Origin of the sequence: Pauljensenia sp. UMB3104, assembly GCF_030217285.1 — a bacterium.
Classification (GTDB): Bacteria; Actinomycetota; Actinomycetes; order Actinomycetales; family Actinomycetaceae; genus Pauljensenia.
In genome coordinates this window covers 92713-107966 of sequence record NZ_JASONN010000003.1, presented here as the reverse complement: position 1 = coordinate 107966, position 15254 = coordinate 92713, and the positions used below count along the sequence as shown (strand labels likewise).

At 63.0% G+C, this 15254-nt stretch carries 14 protein-coding genes; 9 read left to right on the top strand and 5 right to left on the bottom strand.

All coding sequences use genetic code 11. The features are described 5' to 3' along the window. Positions 1–95 precede the first annotated feature (95 nt). The 6 genes from QP415_RS02635 (at position 96) to QP415_RS02610 (ending at position 6507) form a co-directional block, all read left to right on the top strand. Positions 96–1349, top strand: coding sequence for an ABC transporter substrate-binding protein (locus QP415_RS02635; protein ID WP_285098488.1), 1254 nt, complete (start codon positions 96–98; stop codon positions 1347–1349). Between the two features lie 139 nt (positions 1350–1488). Next, positions 1489–2472 (top strand): carbohydrate ABC transporter permease, encoded by a 984-nt coding sequence (locus QP415_RS02630; protein WP_285098487.1) that lies wholly within the window; start codon positions 1489–1491, stop codon positions 2470–2472. Next, complete coding sequence (locus tag QP415_RS02625; RefSeq protein WP_285098485.1) at positions 2465–3286, top strand: carbohydrate ABC transporter permease; 822 nt, start codon at positions 2465–2467, stop codon at positions 3284–3286. Before QP415_RS02630 ends, QP415_RS02625 begins: the two co-directional genes overlap by 8 nt. Before the next feature lie 5 nt (positions 3287–3291). After that, positions 3292–4671, top strand: coding sequence for an alpha-L-fucosidase (locus QP415_RS02620; protein WP_285098484.1), 1380 nt, complete (start codon positions 3292–3294; stop codon positions 4669–4671). A gap of 216 nt (positions 4672–4887) precedes the next feature. Continuing rightward, complete coding sequence (locus tag QP415_RS02615; RefSeq protein WP_285098482.1) at positions 4888–6021, top strand: ImmA/IrrE family metallo-endopeptidase; 1134 nt, start codon at positions 4888–4890, stop codon at positions 6019–6021. Positions 6022–6024: 3 nt separating this feature from the next. Further along, a complete protein-coding gene (locus QP415_RS02610) occupies positions 6025–6507 on the top strand; it encodes a DUF4411 family protein (protein WP_285098480.1) in 483 nt (160 codons plus the stop codon). On the opposite strand, the gene QP415_RS02605 is transcribed toward QP415_RS02610, so the two are convergent. The 5 genes from QP415_RS02605 to QP415_RS02585 form a co-directional block, all read right to left on the bottom strand. Continuing rightward, complete coding sequence (locus QP415_RS02605) at positions 6467–6829, bottom strand: hypothetical protein (RefSeq protein ID WP_285098478.1); 363 nt, start codon at positions 6827–6829, stop codon at positions 6467–6469. The genes QP415_RS02610 and QP415_RS02605 overlap by 41 nt on opposite strands. A gap of 111 nt (positions 6830–6940) precedes the next feature. Beyond that, a complete protein-coding gene (iolE, locus tag QP415_RS02600; protein WP_285098477.1) occupies positions 6941–7867 on the bottom strand; it encodes a myo-inosose-2 dehydratase in 927 nt (308 codons plus the stop codon). 275 nt (positions 7868–8142) lie between these two features. Next, the gene (gene iolG, locus QP415_RS02595) at positions 8143–9132 is read right to left on the bottom strand and encodes an inositol 2-dehydrogenase (protein WP_285098476.1); all 990 of its coding nucleotides are present in this window, start codon (positions 9130–9132) and stop codon (positions 8143–8145) included. Positions 9133–9223: 91 nt separating this feature from the next. After that, positions 9224–10300, bottom strand: a complete 1077-nt coding sequence (locus QP415_RS02590; protein WP_285098475.1) for a transaldolase family protein — start codon at positions 10298–10300, stop codon at positions 9224–9226. A 110-nt stretch (positions 10301–10410) separates the two neighbouring features. Continuing rightward, entirely contained in the window at positions 10411–11178 is a 768-nt protein-coding gene (locus QP415_RS02585; protein ID WP_285098474.1) for a GntR family transcriptional regulator, read from the bottom strand. Positions 11179–11368: 190 nt separating this feature from the next. On the opposite strand from QP415_RS02585, the gene iolC reads away from it, so the two are divergent. The 3 genes from iolC (at position 11369) to iolD (ending at position 15211) form a co-directional block, all read left to right on the top strand. Continuing rightward, entirely contained in the window at positions 11369–12334 is a 966-nt protein-coding gene (gene iolC / locus QP415_RS02580; protein WP_285098472.1) for a 5-dehydro-2-deoxygluconokinase, read from the top strand. A 74-nt stretch (positions 12335–12408) separates the two neighbouring features. Continuing rightward, the gene (gene iolB, locus QP415_RS02575; protein WP_285098471.1) at positions 12409–13281 is read left to right on the top strand and encodes a 5-deoxy-glucuronate isomerase; all 873 of its coding nucleotides are present in this window, start codon (positions 12409–12411) and stop codon (positions 13279–13281) included. 22 nt (positions 13282–13303) lie between these two features. After that, positions 13304–15211 (top strand): 3D-(3,5/4)-trihydroxycyclohexane-1,2-dione acylhydrolase (decyclizing), encoded by a 1908-nt coding sequence (iolD, locus tag QP415_RS02570; RefSeq protein WP_285098470.1) that lies wholly within the window; start codon positions 13304–13306, stop codon positions 15209–15211. The last annotated feature ends 43 nt before the right edge of the window (positions 15212–15254 follow it).

Genomic DNA, 15254 nt, shown 5'->3' with positions numbered 1-15254 from the left:
GAGACGGCACTTGCGGGAACGTTCCCGGAACCGCGTTACAGAGAGGCGACGCGACCACTGGAACTCCCGGTGCCCTGACAAGGAAGGAGCGCATCGTGCGCCCCACTATCTCCAAGTTCCTCGCACTCGGTGCGACTGCCTCGGCCTTCGCCCTGCTCGCAGGCGCGTGCGGATCGGGAAGCGCCTCGTCCAGCGGTGGTTCCGGTTCCGATCAGGTCCACCAGATGTACACCTGGGTCTCCACGGACAACGACCGCGCCCAGTGGCAGTCCTTCATCGATGCTGCCAAGGAGAAGGATCCTAACTTCACCCTGACCTTCGACGGCCCGGCCTTCAACGACTACTGGACCAAGGTCAAGACTCGAATGGTCGCCTCGGATGCGCCCTGCATCCTGACCACGCAGGCAGCCCGTGCGCAGGAGCTGTCCGGCCTCCTCGAGCCTCTCGACTCCTACATGGAAGCCGCTGGCATTAAAGCCTCCGACTACAACGCTGCGATGATGCAGGGCATGACGGTCGATGGCAAGGTCCTGGCCCTGCCCTACGACGCCGAGCCCGACGTCCTGTACTACAACCGTGAAATGTTCGAGAAGGCCGGCCTGCAGGCGCCCTCGACCTCTTACGCGACCGACCAGTTCCTCAAGGATGCCAAGGCTCTGACGGGGGACGGCAAGTATGGCATGGCGGTCAAGCCGCTCCTCCTGGGCAACGCGCCCGGTGACTTCGGCATTTCCTTTGGTGGACAGGTCTCCAAGGATGGCAAGAACACGCTGACGGATCCCAAGTTCGTCGAGGGCGTCCAGTTCGCGTTCGACCTGGTCCACAAGGAGCAGGTCGCGGTTGCTCCGAACGCTGCGGACAACGACGGCCCGGCGCAGACGGCCTTCACCTCCGGCACCGCCGCGATGATCGTGGACGGCCCGTGGATGTACGGCTCCTTCGAGAAGGAGCTGGGCGATAAGCTTGGCGTCGCGGTTCTGCCGACCCCCACCGGCCAGCCCCGCGCGGTCATCCAGGGTTCCGGCTTCGGCATCTCGAAGTCCTGCCCGGACAAGCAGGCGGCCTTCAACGTTCTGAAGGAGCTCGTGACCCCCGAGGTCATCGGTACGGTTGCTGACAAGCAGGGTACCGTCCCCTCCGTCGAGTCCGCGATGGACAAGTGGGCTGCCAACAAGCCTGAGGACAGCGCCGAGGCCGTGCGTGTCCTCCTCGAGAACGGCACCCCGCTCGTGACGACCACGACGTGGAACCAGATCAACACGTCCTTCCAGCAGTACTCGCCTGAGGGCTTCCGCGGCACGAAGACCGCGCTGGATATCCTCACCGATCTGCAGAACTCCGCTGGCTGATCCCAGCTCCCCCTGAACGAGGCCGGGGTCCGCTCGGTTCCCCGGCCTCGTTTCGTGGGTTCCTTCCCGTTAACGCTAACGACGGCGTGAGTGCGTCTGTGGAACCCACTGACATTCGACGGAAAGGTGTGCATAGCTTATGAGCGTTGACACTGTGAAACCCGGCCGCGACGCGCCCTCGGGCGCTGCGGGCGCGGGGGAGGCGAAGGCCTCCAAGCGCGGCAAAGAATCCGTGCGCGCTGAGGGTCGGCGGGGCGATGGCCTGCGCGCCCTCGTCTATCTTTCGCCCGGAATGACGGGCTTCCTTCTCTTCATCGTCCTGCCCTTGATCGCGTCCCTCGTGATCTCCTTCTTCGACTGGTCGATCTTCGGTGGCGGCCGCTTCATCGGAGTGGAAAACTACCGGCGCATGCTCAGCGGCGAGGACCCGGCGTTCTGGACGGTCATGCGCAACACCATCGTGTTCGCCGCCTGCTACACGGCACTGAACCTGGTGATCTCGATCGGCCTGAGCTACTGGCTCCAGCGCGTTCCCGAGTGGCTCAGCCGCGTCCTGCGCGTCATCTTCTTCATCCCGGTTGTCACGCCGATGGTCGGTAACGCGCTGATCTGGCGCCTCATGCTCTCCGACAACGGCGTGGTCAACTCGGCCCTGGCCGTCTTCGGGATCGAGCACATCCCATTCCTGAACCACCCGGCTCTCGCGATGGGCTCGCTGCTCATGATGAGCCTCTGGCAGGGTCTGGGCTACAACATCGTCGTGCTCACGGCAGGCCTCAATGGCCTGAACACCTCGGTGCTCGAGGCCGCGACGATTGACGGCTGCAACGGCGTTCAGCGCTTCTTCAAGGTCGTCTTCCCGATGATTTCGCCGACCGTCTTCTTCTGCACGGTCATGACGGTCATCGGCGCCTTCAAGGTCTTCGCTCAGCCCTACTTCCTGACGCTGGGCGGCCCGGGCGAGGCGACTAACACGATCGTGCTGGCCCTGTACCGCAATGGTTTTTCTTTCGACAAGCTCGGGTACGCGTCCGCGATGGCGTGGGTGCTCTTCGTGATTGTCATGACGGTGACGGCCCTGCAGTTCGCTGGCCAGAAGAAGTGGGTGAATTACGATGCATAACAAGCGCGTATCAACGACGATTTCGGTCGTTATCCTAAGCCTGATCGCGATCGCGTTCCTCTTCCCCTTCGTGTGGATGGTCGCGACCTCCCTCAAGCCCACGACAGAGGTCTTCAGCCTGAGCCCGACGGGCAGTCGAATCGCCTGGGATAACTATCCGTCTGCTCTTAACTCTATTCCGTTTGGACGAGTTGTCCTCAACTCGTTCATCGTGTCGCTGGCAGGTGCGGCCCTCGTGGTTGTCGTGTCGGTCCTGTCGGCCTACGCGTTCGCGCGCTTGCGCTTCAAGGGTCGTGATCACCTGTTCATGCTGTTCCTGGGTACGCTCGTCCTGCCCCAGGAAGTCCTCGTGATCCCCCTGTACATCGGCATGCAGCGCATGGGCCTGGTGAACTCCTACTTCGCGCTGATTGTGCCCTTCGCCTTCGGCGCGTTTGGCGCGTTCCTGATCCGTCAGTTCCTCCTGTCCCTGCCCCTCGAGTTTGAGGAGGCGGCACGCATCGACGGGTGCAGTGACTGGCAGATTCTCACGAAGGTCCTGCTGCCCCTCCTGAAGGCGCCGATCACGGTCGTGGGCGTCTTCGCCTTCATCGACTACTGGTCCTCCTTCCTGTGGCCCCTCATTGTGGTCAATGATTCGTCGCTGGCGACGATCCCGCTGGGCCTGCAGATGTTCTCGGGCGAGCGCGGCACCGACTGGGGTCCGCTGATGGCCGCGGTGACGATGACGACGATTCCCTCGATCCTGCTGGTCGTGTTCCTGCAGAAGCAGCTGGAAAAGGGCGTCACCCTGGGCGCCTTCGGAGGACGGTGACGAATATGAGCGAAACGATGAACGATTCCGAGTGCTGGAGCTCGCTGGCTCGCCCGACCCCGCAGTGGTTCGAGGACGCCCCGCTGGGGATCTTCGTTCACTGGGGCCCCTACTCAGTGCCCGCGTGGGCTGAGGACCACGGCGAGCTGGGCGTCGAGGAGGACTGGGAGGCCTGGTTTACTCACAATTCCTACGCAGAGTGGTATTTCAACACGATTCGTATCCCAGGCTCCCCGGCCGCGCTGCGCCACAAGGACCTGTACGGTGCGGCCTCGTACGACGCCTTCCTGGATGCGTGGGACCCTGACGCGTGGGATCCGGCCGAGTGGATGCGGCTCTTCCATCGCGCCGGCGCCGGGTATGCGGTGCTGACGACGAAGCACCACGACGGCGTGACCCTGTGGGATGCCCCCGAGACGGGCACGCGCAACACCGTGCGACGAGGCCCGTGTAGCGACCTCGTGGCCGGCTTTGCGGACGCCGCGCGCGACGAGGGGCTGCGAGTGGGCCTGTACTACTCCGGTGGCCTGGACTGGCACTATCGGCCAGCGCGTCCCATCCTCTCCGAGGACGATTGCAAGGATCTGTGTCGCCCGAAGGACGCCGACTACGCGCGCTACTGCTTCGTGCACGTGCGAGACCTCATTGACCGCTACCAGCCCGACGTCATCTGGAACGACATTGACTGGCCCGATGAGGGGAAGAACTTCGGTCCCTACGGCTTGGGGACGCTCTTCGAGTATTTCTACGCGAAGCGCCCCGAGGGCGTCACGAACGACCGCTACGGCGGTGTCCACGCGGATTACCTGACCAGCGAGTATCAGCACATGGGAGACTCGGAGACGAGCGGCAAGCCGTGGGAGAACTGCCGAGGTGTCGGCCTGTCCTTCGGCTACAATCGTGCCGAGAGCGAGCACCAGTACCTCAGCGGTGCGGCTGCTGTCCGACACCTGGTGGACGTGGTCTCGCGCGGCGGGCGCCTCCTCCTCAACGTGGGCCCGCGCGCCGACGGTACGATCCCGCGCGAGCAGCGCGAGTGCCTGGAGGGCCTGGGCGTCTGGAATGACCTGTACGGCGAGGAGCTGCGCGGCGTGCGTGCGCTGTCGGCCAAGGACTTCGAGGCCGTCAGTGCGCAGTCCGCGGGAGACGAGGCCTGGGTCCGCCTCCTCGTTCACGAGGACCATGTCGCGGTGGTGGCGGATGCGTCCGTGACGCAGGTGTCGGGTCTGCCGAGCGGATTCGACTACTCGCGTTCCACGATTCTCACGCCAGGTGCAGCGTGCTTGTGGGATGGGCAGAGTCTGACCCTGCAGGCGGGGGAGCAGCCTCCGAGCGATGCTCGCGGCGACGCTCTGCCGCTGGTCATCACCGCCCCACGGGCGTGAGATGAAGTTGTCGGCGCGGGCCTGAGGCTCGCGCCGACACCCTTTTTAGGGAGTAGCGGCACCGTCGCCACGATGGTTGTCCTGATGACGAGTGCGATAGCAGGAGACTCTCGTTTGGCGAGGGTGATACGGGTGAGAAAACACCCCAAAGAGACGGAAATGAAGGGGCCCACTGTACGATAGTGACATCGGTATGTGCGTGGGAGGAGGAACGCCATGAGCACGCGAATCGCCGTCAGCCGGCCAGTGCTCTCGTGGGCCCTCCAGCGTTCTGAGCGTACCTTTGAGGAAGCGCTGACGAAGTTCCCGAAACTTGGGGACTGGATGGACGGAAGTGACCAGCCGACTCTTCGCGATCTCGAAAAGTTTGCGGCTTTCACCCACACGTCCCTCGGTGCGCTCATCATGCCTGATCCGCCCGATGAGACGCTGCCTATCGCCGACATGCGTACCCGTGAGAGTGCCGCTATCGAGCGTCCCTCCGGGAACCTTCTCGACACGATCGACCGGTATCAGCAGTTCCAGGATTGGTATCACGATTACGCCCTTGAACAGGGAGCGGAGAAACTCCCGTTCCTAGGCTCGGCGAACGTGCAGGATTCCCCGCGGGCAGTTGCTCGCCGTGTGCGTTCTCTCCTGCACCTCGATCGTGTGTCCGCCACCGGGACTCAACAATGGCGCCACGACATCGTTGCCGCACTTGAAGATGTGGGTGTGCTCGTTATGAGGAGCGGCGTCGTCGGTGCGAACAACGCGAGGCGCCTCTCTACGCGCGAGTTCCGAGGCTTTAGCCTCTACGACGACATTGCCCCCTTAATTTTCGTCAACGTCGCCGACGAACCGTATAGCGCGCAGAACTTCACCCTCGTGCACGAGTTTGCTCACCTGCTTCTTGGCCACAGCGCACTGTCTGGCGGTGACCGCTTGCTCGGCGGAAGTGGCGAAGAAGCGTGGTGCAATCGCGTCGCTGCATGTGTGTTGCTGCCTGACGAGGCGCTGACAGCTTTCGATGGAGTGGCAACTGTGCAGGACTACCGTGCGGTCGCGCGGCGCTTTGGGGTGTCTGCTGAGGTCGCGCTCCACAGACTGTATGGCGCTCGCCGGATCGACGAGGAGCGCTATGGTGCGCTTCTCGAGGCGGTGCGGGCTGACTACGGTGGTGAGAAACGCAGTAGTGGCGGTGGCAACTATTACAACACCTTGACCGCGCGTCTTGGGCGTTCATTTGCGACCGCGGTTGTCACTTCCACCCTGGAGGGACGTACGGGATTCACGGAAAGTTTCCGTATGATCGGCACGCACAAGAGGGAAGTGTTCGACGAACTGGCCAGACATCTCCAGGTGGTGTGAGAGATGTATGTCCTTGACACGAACGTCTTTATCGATGCGGCAAACGCGTACTACGCGTTCGATCTGGCTCCCGGATATTGGGACTTCCTCGTTCAGCTCTTCGACTCGCATCACGCGGTGAGTATCAAGTCGGTCTACGACGAACTGGGTGAGGCGGGCGACGGTGATCCTCTCAAGGACTGGGCGAAGCGGCATAAACAACGCTTTATTGCTCCCGATTCGCGTGTGGTGGCCTGCTATCAGCGGGTCATCGCGTGGGCAAAGAACAACTATGATTCGCCAGCGGTCGTCGAGTTTCAACGCGTTGCGGACTCCTGGATCGTCGCGCACGCACTGGCTCACGGATGGGTGGTTGTCACGCACGAAAAGTCGGCACCGAGATCGAAGAGGCGGATCAAGATTCCCGACGCATGTGTCGCGCTAGGGGTGGAGTGTCTCAATCCCTTTATGATGCTTCGCAACAGGGGAATGAGCCTCGCTCTGTAGGTAGGAGGATCGCGCCGATCACTCGCCGCATCTGTGTCTGGGCGCTCACCGCCCGAAGGGGCGCTCCGAGGCACACGCCGACGAGCATTGACGGCACGAGGCGCCGCAAGACCGCCGTATTCGCGTCGCGCCGATACGCCCACAGGGCGATCACATCCGCGATGGGGAGGAAGATGAGCATGACGCCCGTCGATTCTTTCGCGCGTAGGGCAAGGGCGAAGAGGGCGGCCGCGATGAGAGCGATCCAGGTGAGGGCAGTCAGCGTCGACAGGTCCATGAGTATTCCTTGCGTCGGATCAATAGGAGGTGTCGGGGGAGTCATTCACCAATCGTGCTTGGTGCGTGCATATCAGCACATAAGGGGTGGAAGCGACTGTGTCGCTTCCACCCCTCCATGATTCGCGCGGGAAGTTGAGGAACCGCGCGAAGCTGCTCACTGACCCAGCAGCGTGCCCTTCACATAGTCACGCGCAATGTGCGCGTACTCCAGCGGAGGAGCGATCTTCGGATCCTGCTCGGCCTCAACCAGGATCCAGCCCCTGTAGCCGTGCTCAACGAGGAAGGCGTAGGGCTCGGTGAAATCAATGGTGCCGTCGCCGGGAACCGTGAACATACCGGCGAGGAAGGAGTCGAGGAAGGAACGCTTGGCCGCTCGGGACTCTTCCATCTTGGAGGGGCGCACGTCCTTGAAGTGCACGTGCTTGATGCGGTCGATCGCGCCGCGCAGCAGGCCCATGACGTCACCATCACCCACGTAAGCGTGGCCCGTGTCGAAGAGGAGAGAAACCTTGTCCGGGTCAGTCAGCTTGAGCAGGCGCAGCGTCTCGTCCTTAGTCTGGACGACGGTGCCCAGGTGGTGGTGATAGACCAGATCAAGGCCGTACTCATGAGCAATCTCGCCGAGCTTGTTCAGGCCCTCGGCCAGAATGGGCCACTCCTCGTCCTTGAGGACGGGTTTGTTCTCGAAGATGCAGATGTCGCGGATGCCCTGCACCGAGCCGGTCTGCTCGGAGACGACGATGCGGGTGGCGCCTAGGAACTGCAGGTATTCGCAGGTGGCGCGGAAGTCCGGGATGACGGCCTCGACGCCGTCGCGAACGATGAAGCTGGAGAACCACTGGGCGACGATTCTCAGGCCCGCAGCGTCAGCCTTCTCCTTCGTCTCTTCCTTCGAGGGGTACCAGCCTGCGACCTCGGTGCCAGCGAAGCCGGCCTCGGCCAGGTCGTCGAACATGATGTCGATGGTGTTCCATTCGCCGACCTCGGGAATGTCGTCGTTGCGCCAAGCGATGGGGTGCATGCCCCAGGTGATGCCGTGGGGGTCATTGATCGCGGTTGCGGGATCGTAGACGTGAGTCATTGCAGCTCTCCTATGAGTTGCGGTGATGTGTGGGCCAGTGTGTCGGTAGCGCTATTCTACTCCATACTGTTTGATTGTCCAGACAAACAGGGGGATTTGGGAGTTTTCTCAGAGGTATCTGATGAGTGTGAACGTGTGCCCATCAGCGTGAGTGTAGGACTCGACAGTGGTGCCTCGGTGCGTCCGTATGAAGAAATGAGAGGCTTCTTGGATGGCCTACGACAATGAGATGGTCCCGGCGGGGAGGGAACCCCGCCGGGACTTTCGAGACGCTATCAGGCGAGCGACACGGGCTTGCCGGTCTTTGCCGACTCCGTGGCGGCCTCGGCCAGGCGCAGAGCCTCGATCGCATCGTCGATGGACGGCGTGGGCTTGGTGCCCGAGACAACCGCGTCGATGAAGGCGGTCAGCTCAATGCGGTAGGCGTCCGCGTAGCGCTGCAGGAAGAAGTCCAGGTACGGCTCGGCCGCATCCGTGACCTCGGCATTCGACAGACGCACGGTCGTGGCGCGGATGTTGTCCGCGTTCAGCGTACCCGTTGACCCCTGAACCTCCAGGCGCTGGTCGTAGCCCGCCAGGCACTTACGGTTGTTGACGATCGTCGCAACGACACCGTCGGCGTTCTTCAGGGTGACCACGGCGGCATCGAAATCGCCAGCCGCCTTGATCTCCTCGTTGAAGTTCTGACCGAATGCGTGCACCTCGACGATATCGCCCAGGAAGAAGCGGGCCATGTCGAAGTCATGGATGGTCATGTCGCGGAAGATACCGCCGGAGACCTTGACATAGTCGGCCGGGGGAGCGGAGGGGTCGCGCGAGATGATGAGCAAGTTCTCAAGGTCGCCGATCCTGCCCTCCTCGAGCTGGGCGTGCGCCGCAGCGAAGGAAGGATCGAAGCGGCGGTTGAAGCCGAACATGACGGGCACGGACACGGCACTCAGCTCGTCGCGGGCGGACTCTACGTCCTTCATGTCCAGGGCGATGGGCTTTTCGCACAGCACGGCCTTGCCGGCCTTGGCGGCAGCGAGCAGGTGGGGGATGTGCAGCGGCGTCGGGGAGCCGATGACGACGGCGTCGACGCCCTCGTCGGTGAAGACCGAATCAACGTCGGTCGTGTGGCGGGCATCGTAGGTCTCGGCCAGCTTGTGTGCGGCATCGCCGAAAGGATCGGCGACCAGAGCGAGGGTGGCGCCGGGGTGGGCGGCGATGGTCTTGGCATGAACGTGGCCGATACGGCCGGCGCCGATGACGGCAATGTTGAGCATCTTTGCTTCTTTCTGGGCGGGGTGTGCTGGAGAGTAAAATACCGTGACCGGTGGTGGCCCCACACGCATCGTGCGGGGCCACCAAGAGAGATCACGGAGCGGGCATAATGACGTCGCGCACCAGTGCGTCGAGGTCAGCGTCTGCCTGCAGGAAACCGCGCAGAGTCCGCACGGTGGCGCCGAAGGTATCGAACTCCTCAGGGGTCATGCCGTCGGGCTCGTAGGCGCGGACAAACTCGGGGATTGAGAGCAGGGTCTCCATAATGTCCTCGCGCACGGGGACGTCCATGCGCTCTTCCATCTTGTAGTCCGAGTCGTTGATGAGCTTGGCCCAACTGAATGGTGGGGAGACGACCACGTCGCCACCGACGAACTCGGACCAGTGCATGACGTTACGGAACGCGGCGGAGAGCATGCGGGCGCGCAGACCTCGCTTCTGGAATTCCTGGTAGGCGCGCTTGAAGGCGGCAATGCCGCACCACTCAAGGTGACCCGGATCAATGAACAGGCGATCGCGCTTGGCGACCTCCTTGATCCAGTCGTCAAGGCGGCCCACCATGAGGGTGACGACCGGACCCATCTGGGAGGTGTCCTTGCCCTCAGCCTCGCGGCGCTTGAGGCCGCGCTCGATGGCTTCGCCCGTGACGACGGCCTGGGCGACGGAGAAGGACACTGTCACGTTGACGGAGACGCCGCGGTATGTGGCCTCTTCGATGGCTTCGACGCCCACCGACGTGGCGGGAATCTTCACGATAATGTTCCTGGCCAGGTTGTGGAACTCCTCGGCCTGGTCAGCGAGGGCCTTGGCGCTGCGGGCCAGGCGCGGATCCGTCTGCATGGATAGGCGACCGTTGCGGCCGTTCTCGGCCTCGAAAATGGGCACGAGGAGCTTGGCGGCCTCGAGTGACAGCTCGCGCACGACCTGCCAGCCGATCTCGGACTCGGTAGCCTCGGGCATTTCCTTGGCGAGCTCGGCGATGCGGGGCAGCCACACGTCACGACGCTGGTTGATGCAGGTGTAGGCAATGGTTGGGTTGCAGGTGGCACCGACGCCACCGAAGGAAATGGACTGTGCCAGCTCGCTCGGGTCCGACGAATCGTTCCACAGGGCGGTGGGCGTGTTGCGCGCGGCGTCCAGAAGGGGGCCGGGGGTGTACTCGATGGACATAGCGGGAAGCACTCCTTTGTGATCGCTCTCGACTTTCTTTGTCGACAACAAGTCTACGGCGAGTGCCTACGCCTGTCAACAATTTGTTAGGACAAAACGTCAATACTTAATTACTGGGCAAAAAGGCTTGCCTCAAATGAATATCTGGATGCGCGATAGATGTGATTGCCGCATTCCACGATGCGACCTGAAGGGTCGTATGTTGTGCGCTGGCTCGTCAGTAAAGCTGCGCCGCGGTGTTCAGACAGGAGCTTCGCTTCCTTCGTTGTCGCGCTGCGTGCGCCGATTATCTGACGTGCTGAGGCTAAGGTGACTCCGCGCTCGCGCATGAGGTCGTAGAGAGAGGCGGACTCGAGTTCTTGCATTGTGGGAGCGATGTCGGCCGGGATGAGGTTTGTGAGGACTGCGATTGGCTCGTTGTCGGCAAAGCGGGTGCGCTCAATGTGGACAACAAGGGTGCCCTCGGTGATCTTCAGGGTGTCAGCTTCCTGGGCGGTGGCTGGTCGCGCCTCGTAGTGTTGGATGGTCGTGTGCACCTTGTGGCCGGCGTTGACCAGGTCACGCATGAGTGAGGTGAGTTCCATGGGGCGATGGACGTGGCGTGGTGAAACGATCGTGCCGACGCCGCGGCGGCGCGTCAGGAGGCCGCGGTCAACGAGGCGCTGGAGTGCCTGTCGTGCCGTGGGGCGGGAGACGTGCAGTCTTGCCGCCATCGACAGCTCGTCCTCCAAGCGTGTGTCCGCGGGTAATGCTCCAGAGTTAATGAGTTGTGCGATGGGCTCCGAGATCTGGAAGTACAGGGGCACGGGAGAGGAGCGGTCCAGGGTAATGTCCGGAACGTAGGGGGCGTTATCCGGAGTGGGCGATGCATTGGACATGTCAAACCTTCATGTGCGGCGCGGCGTCGTATTAATTTAATACGGTTACATGGTATCAGCGTTGTTGTCGGCTAGTGGGTCGACGTGCTGTTACATATTGTACGGACAAAGATTGACGATTGCTTGTTGATAGTGCATCCTTGAAACATCAGGCTAATGGGCCACCCCAATGGAGAGGAAAGGAGTCACCATGCCCCTTGAGCGTCGCGATGTCGACATTCTGACGATGGGTCGTTCCGGCATCGATATCTATCCTCTCCAAGTTGGCGTGCACCTCGAAGATGTCGAGACCTTCGGCAAGTTCCTCGGCGGCAGCCCAACGAACGTCGCAGTTGCAGCAGCACGCCTCGGGCATCGCACCGGTGTTATCACCGGGGTGGGGGACGATCCTTTCGGTCGTTTCGTTACCCGTGAGCTTGAGCGCCTCGGCGTCTCCTCGGACCACGTTGTCACCGTGCGCGACTTCCATACCCCAGTCACCTTCACGGAGCTTTTCCCGCCCGACTCCTTCCCGCTCTACTTCTATCGTGAGCCGAGTGCACCAGACCTGGAGCTGCGGGAGGATCAGATCGATTGGGGCGCCGTCGAGCGTGCCGAAATCTTCTGGTTCACTGTCACCGGCCTGTCGCGCAACTCCTCCTTTGATCTGCACCTGCGTGCTCTCGACCACCGTGGCCCTTCTAGCGGCCTGACAATCCTCGACCTCGACTATCGGTCCAATCTGTGGAGCAGCATGGCCCAGGCGCGCTCGCGTGTCGCAGCCGTCCTGTCCCGCGTCGACGTCGCCGTCGGAAACCGCGAAGAGTGCGAGATGGCCGTGGGTGTCTCCGATCCTGACAGTGCAGCCGATGCTCTCCTTGAGCGCGGCGTTCGCCTCGCGATCGTGAAGCAGGGGCCCAAAGGGACCCTCGCGAAGACCGCTGACGAGCGCGTGTGGGTCAAGGCCTGGGACGTCGACGTTGTTAACGGCCTCGGCGCGGGCGACGCCTTCGGTGGTGCACTCATCCACGGCCTCGTCGAAGGATGGGACCTCGAACAAACCATCCGTTACGCCTCGGCCGCGGGAGCCTACGTGTGTTCGCACATCGAATGTTCGACCGCCATGCCGACCCAAGAACAACTTGGCTTCTTTATGGAAACGGGGGCCCTCCCGTAATCCACCCGACCAGCACCTGCCTCGTTCCCCCTTCTATTTCCCCGGCACCGACGCCCAACCTTCTGGAGACTACGATGACTCTTCCTGACATTTACGTTCCCGCCGGTTCTTCCGGCCATGGCAATTTCACCGTTGATATTGACCCCCAGCGCGCCGGCTGGACCTTCTCCGGTCTGCGCGTCCTCGTCCTCGAGGCCGGTGCCTCCGAGGTCGTCGAAACCGGCGACGCTGAGCTTCTCGTCCTGCCCCTCGCGGGAGGCGCAACCGTCGAGGTCGACGGGCAGACCTACGAGCTCGAGGGGCGTCGCGGAGTCTTCTCTGGCGTCACCGACTACCTGTACGTGGGACGTGGCAAGACCCTGACGATCACCTCCGCCCGCGGCGGCCGCTTCGCCTTCCCCTCTGCTCTCGCCGCTCGCGACATCCCCGTCGCCTACTACCCCAAGAGCCAGGTTCGCGTGGATTTGCGCGGCGCCGGCGACTGCTCGCGCCAGGTTAACAACTACTCCCTCGCCGTCGAAGGTGTCACCACTTCCCACCTGCTGGCGTGCGAGGTCATCACCCCGGGCGGTAACTGGTCCTCCTACCCGGCCCACAAGCACGAGCAGGACTCCGAGGATGAGCGCGAGCTTGAAGAGGTCTACTACTTCGAGATTGAAGACGGTCCCGAGGGCTCCAAGGGCTTTGGTCTGCACCGCACCTACGGCAGCCCCGGCCGCCCGATCGATCTGTGCTGCGAGGTCCACGACGGTGATGTCGCTCTCGTGCCCCACGGCTATCACGGCCCCTGCGTCGCCGCTCCCGGCTACGACATGTACTACCTGAACGTCATGGCAGGCCCGAACGAGGACCTTGTGTGGCTGGCCCCCGACGATCCGGCGCACCACTGGATCCGCGCGACCTGGGAACACCAGGAAGTGGACCCCCGCCTCCCCATGAACAAGTAAGAAAGCCTCGAAAGGATCACCCATGAGCAACGAAGCCTACAAGGGAACCGTGCGCCTGACGGTCGCGCAGGCGATCATTCGCTTCCTGTCCAACCAGTACACCGAGCGCGACGGCGTCGAGCGCCGCCTCATCGCGGGCGCCTTTGGCATCTTCGGTCATGGTAACGTGGCTGGCATCGGCCAGGCCCTCCTGCAGAACGAAATTGCGCCGGCCGAGGGTGAGAGCCCGATGCCCTACATCATGCCCCGCAATGAGCAGGGTGCCGTTCATGCCGCCGTGGCCTTCGCCAAGACGACGAACCGCCTGCAGACCTGGATGACGACCGCATCAATTGGGCCTGGCTCGCTCAACATGGTCACGGGTGCAGCGACGGCAACGACCAACCGACTGCCCGTCCTCATCTTCCCCTCCGACCAGTTCGCGACCCGCATCCCGGACCCGGTCCTCCAGCAGCTCGAGGACCCGACGTCGCTGGACGTCACCGTCAACGACGCGTTCCGTCCTGTGTCTCGTTTCTTCGACCGTATCAACCGTCCCGAGCAGCTGATTCCCTCGCTGCTGGCCGGCATGCGCGTCCTAACTGACCCGGCCGAGACCGGCGCCGTCACGATCGCCCTGCCCCAAGACGTCCAGGCTGAGGCCTACGACTGGCCGATAGAGTTCTTCGCTAAGCGCGTGTGGCACGTGCGCCGTCCTCCCGTCGAGCGCGCCGCCCTCGAGCGTGCGGTCGCCAAGATCCGCGCCGCCAAGCGTCCCCTCATCATCGCTGGTGGCGGCACGATCTACTCCGAGGCCTCGGAAGAGCTGCGCGCGTTTGCGGCGGCGACCGGCATTCCGGTGGCGGACACGCAGGCTGGCAAGGGTGCCATCAACTGTGATCACCCGTGCTCTGTCGGCGGCGTCGGTTCGACCGGCGGCGACTCGGGCAACCACCTCGCCGACAAGGCTGACCTGATCATCGGTGTGGGTACGCGCTACTCCGACTTCACGACGGCCTCGAAGACGCAGTTCAAGAACCCCGATGTTTCTTTCGTGAACATCAACATCACGCCTTTTGACGCTGCCAAGCAGAGCGCCGAGATGGTCGTGGCTGACGCTCGTGAGGCGCTCGTCGCGCTGACCGAGGAGCTGGCCGACTACCGCGTCGATGAGGCATACACCGCCGAGATTGCTGCCGAGCGCGAGGCCTGGGCTGCCAAGGTCGAGCAGTGCTACCACGTGGGCAACGCCCCGCTGCCCGCACAGACCGAGGTCTTCGGCGCGCTCAACGAGCTCATGGGCAACGAGGATGTCGTCATCAACGCCGCCGGCTCGATGCCCGGCGATCTGCAAGCTCTGTGGCAGGCGAAGACCCCCATCCAGTACCACGTCGAGTACGCCTTCTCCTGCATGGGCTACGAGGTGCCGGCCGCCATGGGCGTTAAGCTGGCGCGCCCGCAGTCCGAGGTCGTCTCGATCGTTGGCGACGGTAGCTACCAGATGCTCCCGATGGAGCTGGCCACGGTCGCCCAGGAGGGTATCAAGGTCATCTACGTTCTGCTGCAGAACTACGGCTTCGCTTCGATCGGCGCCCTCTCCGAGTCCCGTGGCTCCCAGCGCTTCGGTACAAAGTACCGTCAGCGCGCAGGGGGCTCGCACCTTGAGGACAACGAGCGTATCGCCGGCGTCGATATCGCTGCGAATGCCCGTTCCTGGGGAATTGATGTGATTGAGGCCAACGGCATTGAGGAGTTCAAGGAGGCCTACAAGGCTGCAGTCGCCTCGGATCGTGCAACGATGATCCACATCGAGACCGACCTGATGGGCCCCAACCCGCCCGGATCCTCCTGGTGGGACGTGGCCGTCTCGCAGGTCTCCGAGTTGGAGTCCACGCAGCACGCTTACGAGGATTACCAGCGCGACCGCAAGCCGCAGCGTCACTACCTGTGATGATCTGAGCGTGTGAGGGCGGCCCCGGACTTTTCCGGGGCCG

What these genes read in the sequence shown, in the direction of transcription:
- iolE (WP_285098477.1), bottom strand. Translation starts at nt 7,867, where the DNA reads ATGACTCACGTCTACGATCCCGCAACCGCGATCAATGACCCCCACGGC.
- QP415_RS02605 (WP_285098478.1), bottom strand. Translation starts at nt 6,829, where the DNA reads ATGACTCCCCCGACACCTCCTATTGATCCGACGCAAGGAATACTCATG.
- QP415_RS02610 (WP_285098480.1), top strand. Translation starts at nt 6,025, where the DNA reads ATGTATGTCCTTGACACGAACGTCTTTATCGATGCGGCAAACGCGTAC.
- QP415_RS02615 (WP_285098482.1), top strand. Translation starts at nt 4,888, where the DNA reads ATGAGCACGCGAATCGCCGTCAGCCGGCCAGTGCTCTCGTGGGCCCTC.
- iolB (WP_285098471.1), top strand. Translation starts at nt 12,409, where the DNA reads ATGACTCTTCCTGACATTTACGTTCCCGCCGGTTCTTCCGGCCATGGC.
- iolG (WP_285098476.1), bottom strand. Translation starts at nt 9,132, where the DNA reads ATGCTCAACATTGCCGTCATCGGCGCCGGCCGTATCGGCCACGTTCAT.
- iolC (WP_285098472.1), top strand. Translation starts at nt 11,369, where the DNA reads ATGCCCCTTGAGCGTCGCGATGTCGACATTCTGACGATGGGTCGTTCC.
- QP415_RS02590 (WP_285098475.1), bottom strand. Translation starts at nt 10,300, where the DNA reads ATGTCCATCGAGTACACCCCCGGCCCCCTTCTGGACGCCGCGCGCAAC.
- iolD (WP_285098470.1), top strand. Translation starts at nt 13,304, where the DNA reads ATGAGCAACGAAGCCTACAAGGGAACCGTGCGCCTGACGGTCGCGCAG.
- QP415_RS02585 (WP_285098474.1), bottom strand. Translation starts at nt 11,178, where the DNA reads ATGTCCAATGCATCGCCCACTCCGGATAACGCCCCCTACGTTCCGGAC.
- QP415_RS02620 (WP_285098484.1), top strand. Translation starts at nt 3,292, where the DNA reads ATGAGCGAAACGATGAACGATTCCGAGTGCTGGAGCTCGCTGGCTCGC.
- QP415_RS02630 (WP_285098487.1), top strand. Translation starts at nt 1,489, where the DNA reads ATGAGCGTTGACACTGTGAAACCCGGCCGCGACGCGCCCTCGGGCGCT.
- QP415_RS02625 (WP_285098485.1), top strand. Translation starts at nt 2,465, where the DNA reads ATGCATAACAAGCGCGTATCAACGACGATTTCGGTCGTTATCCTAAGC.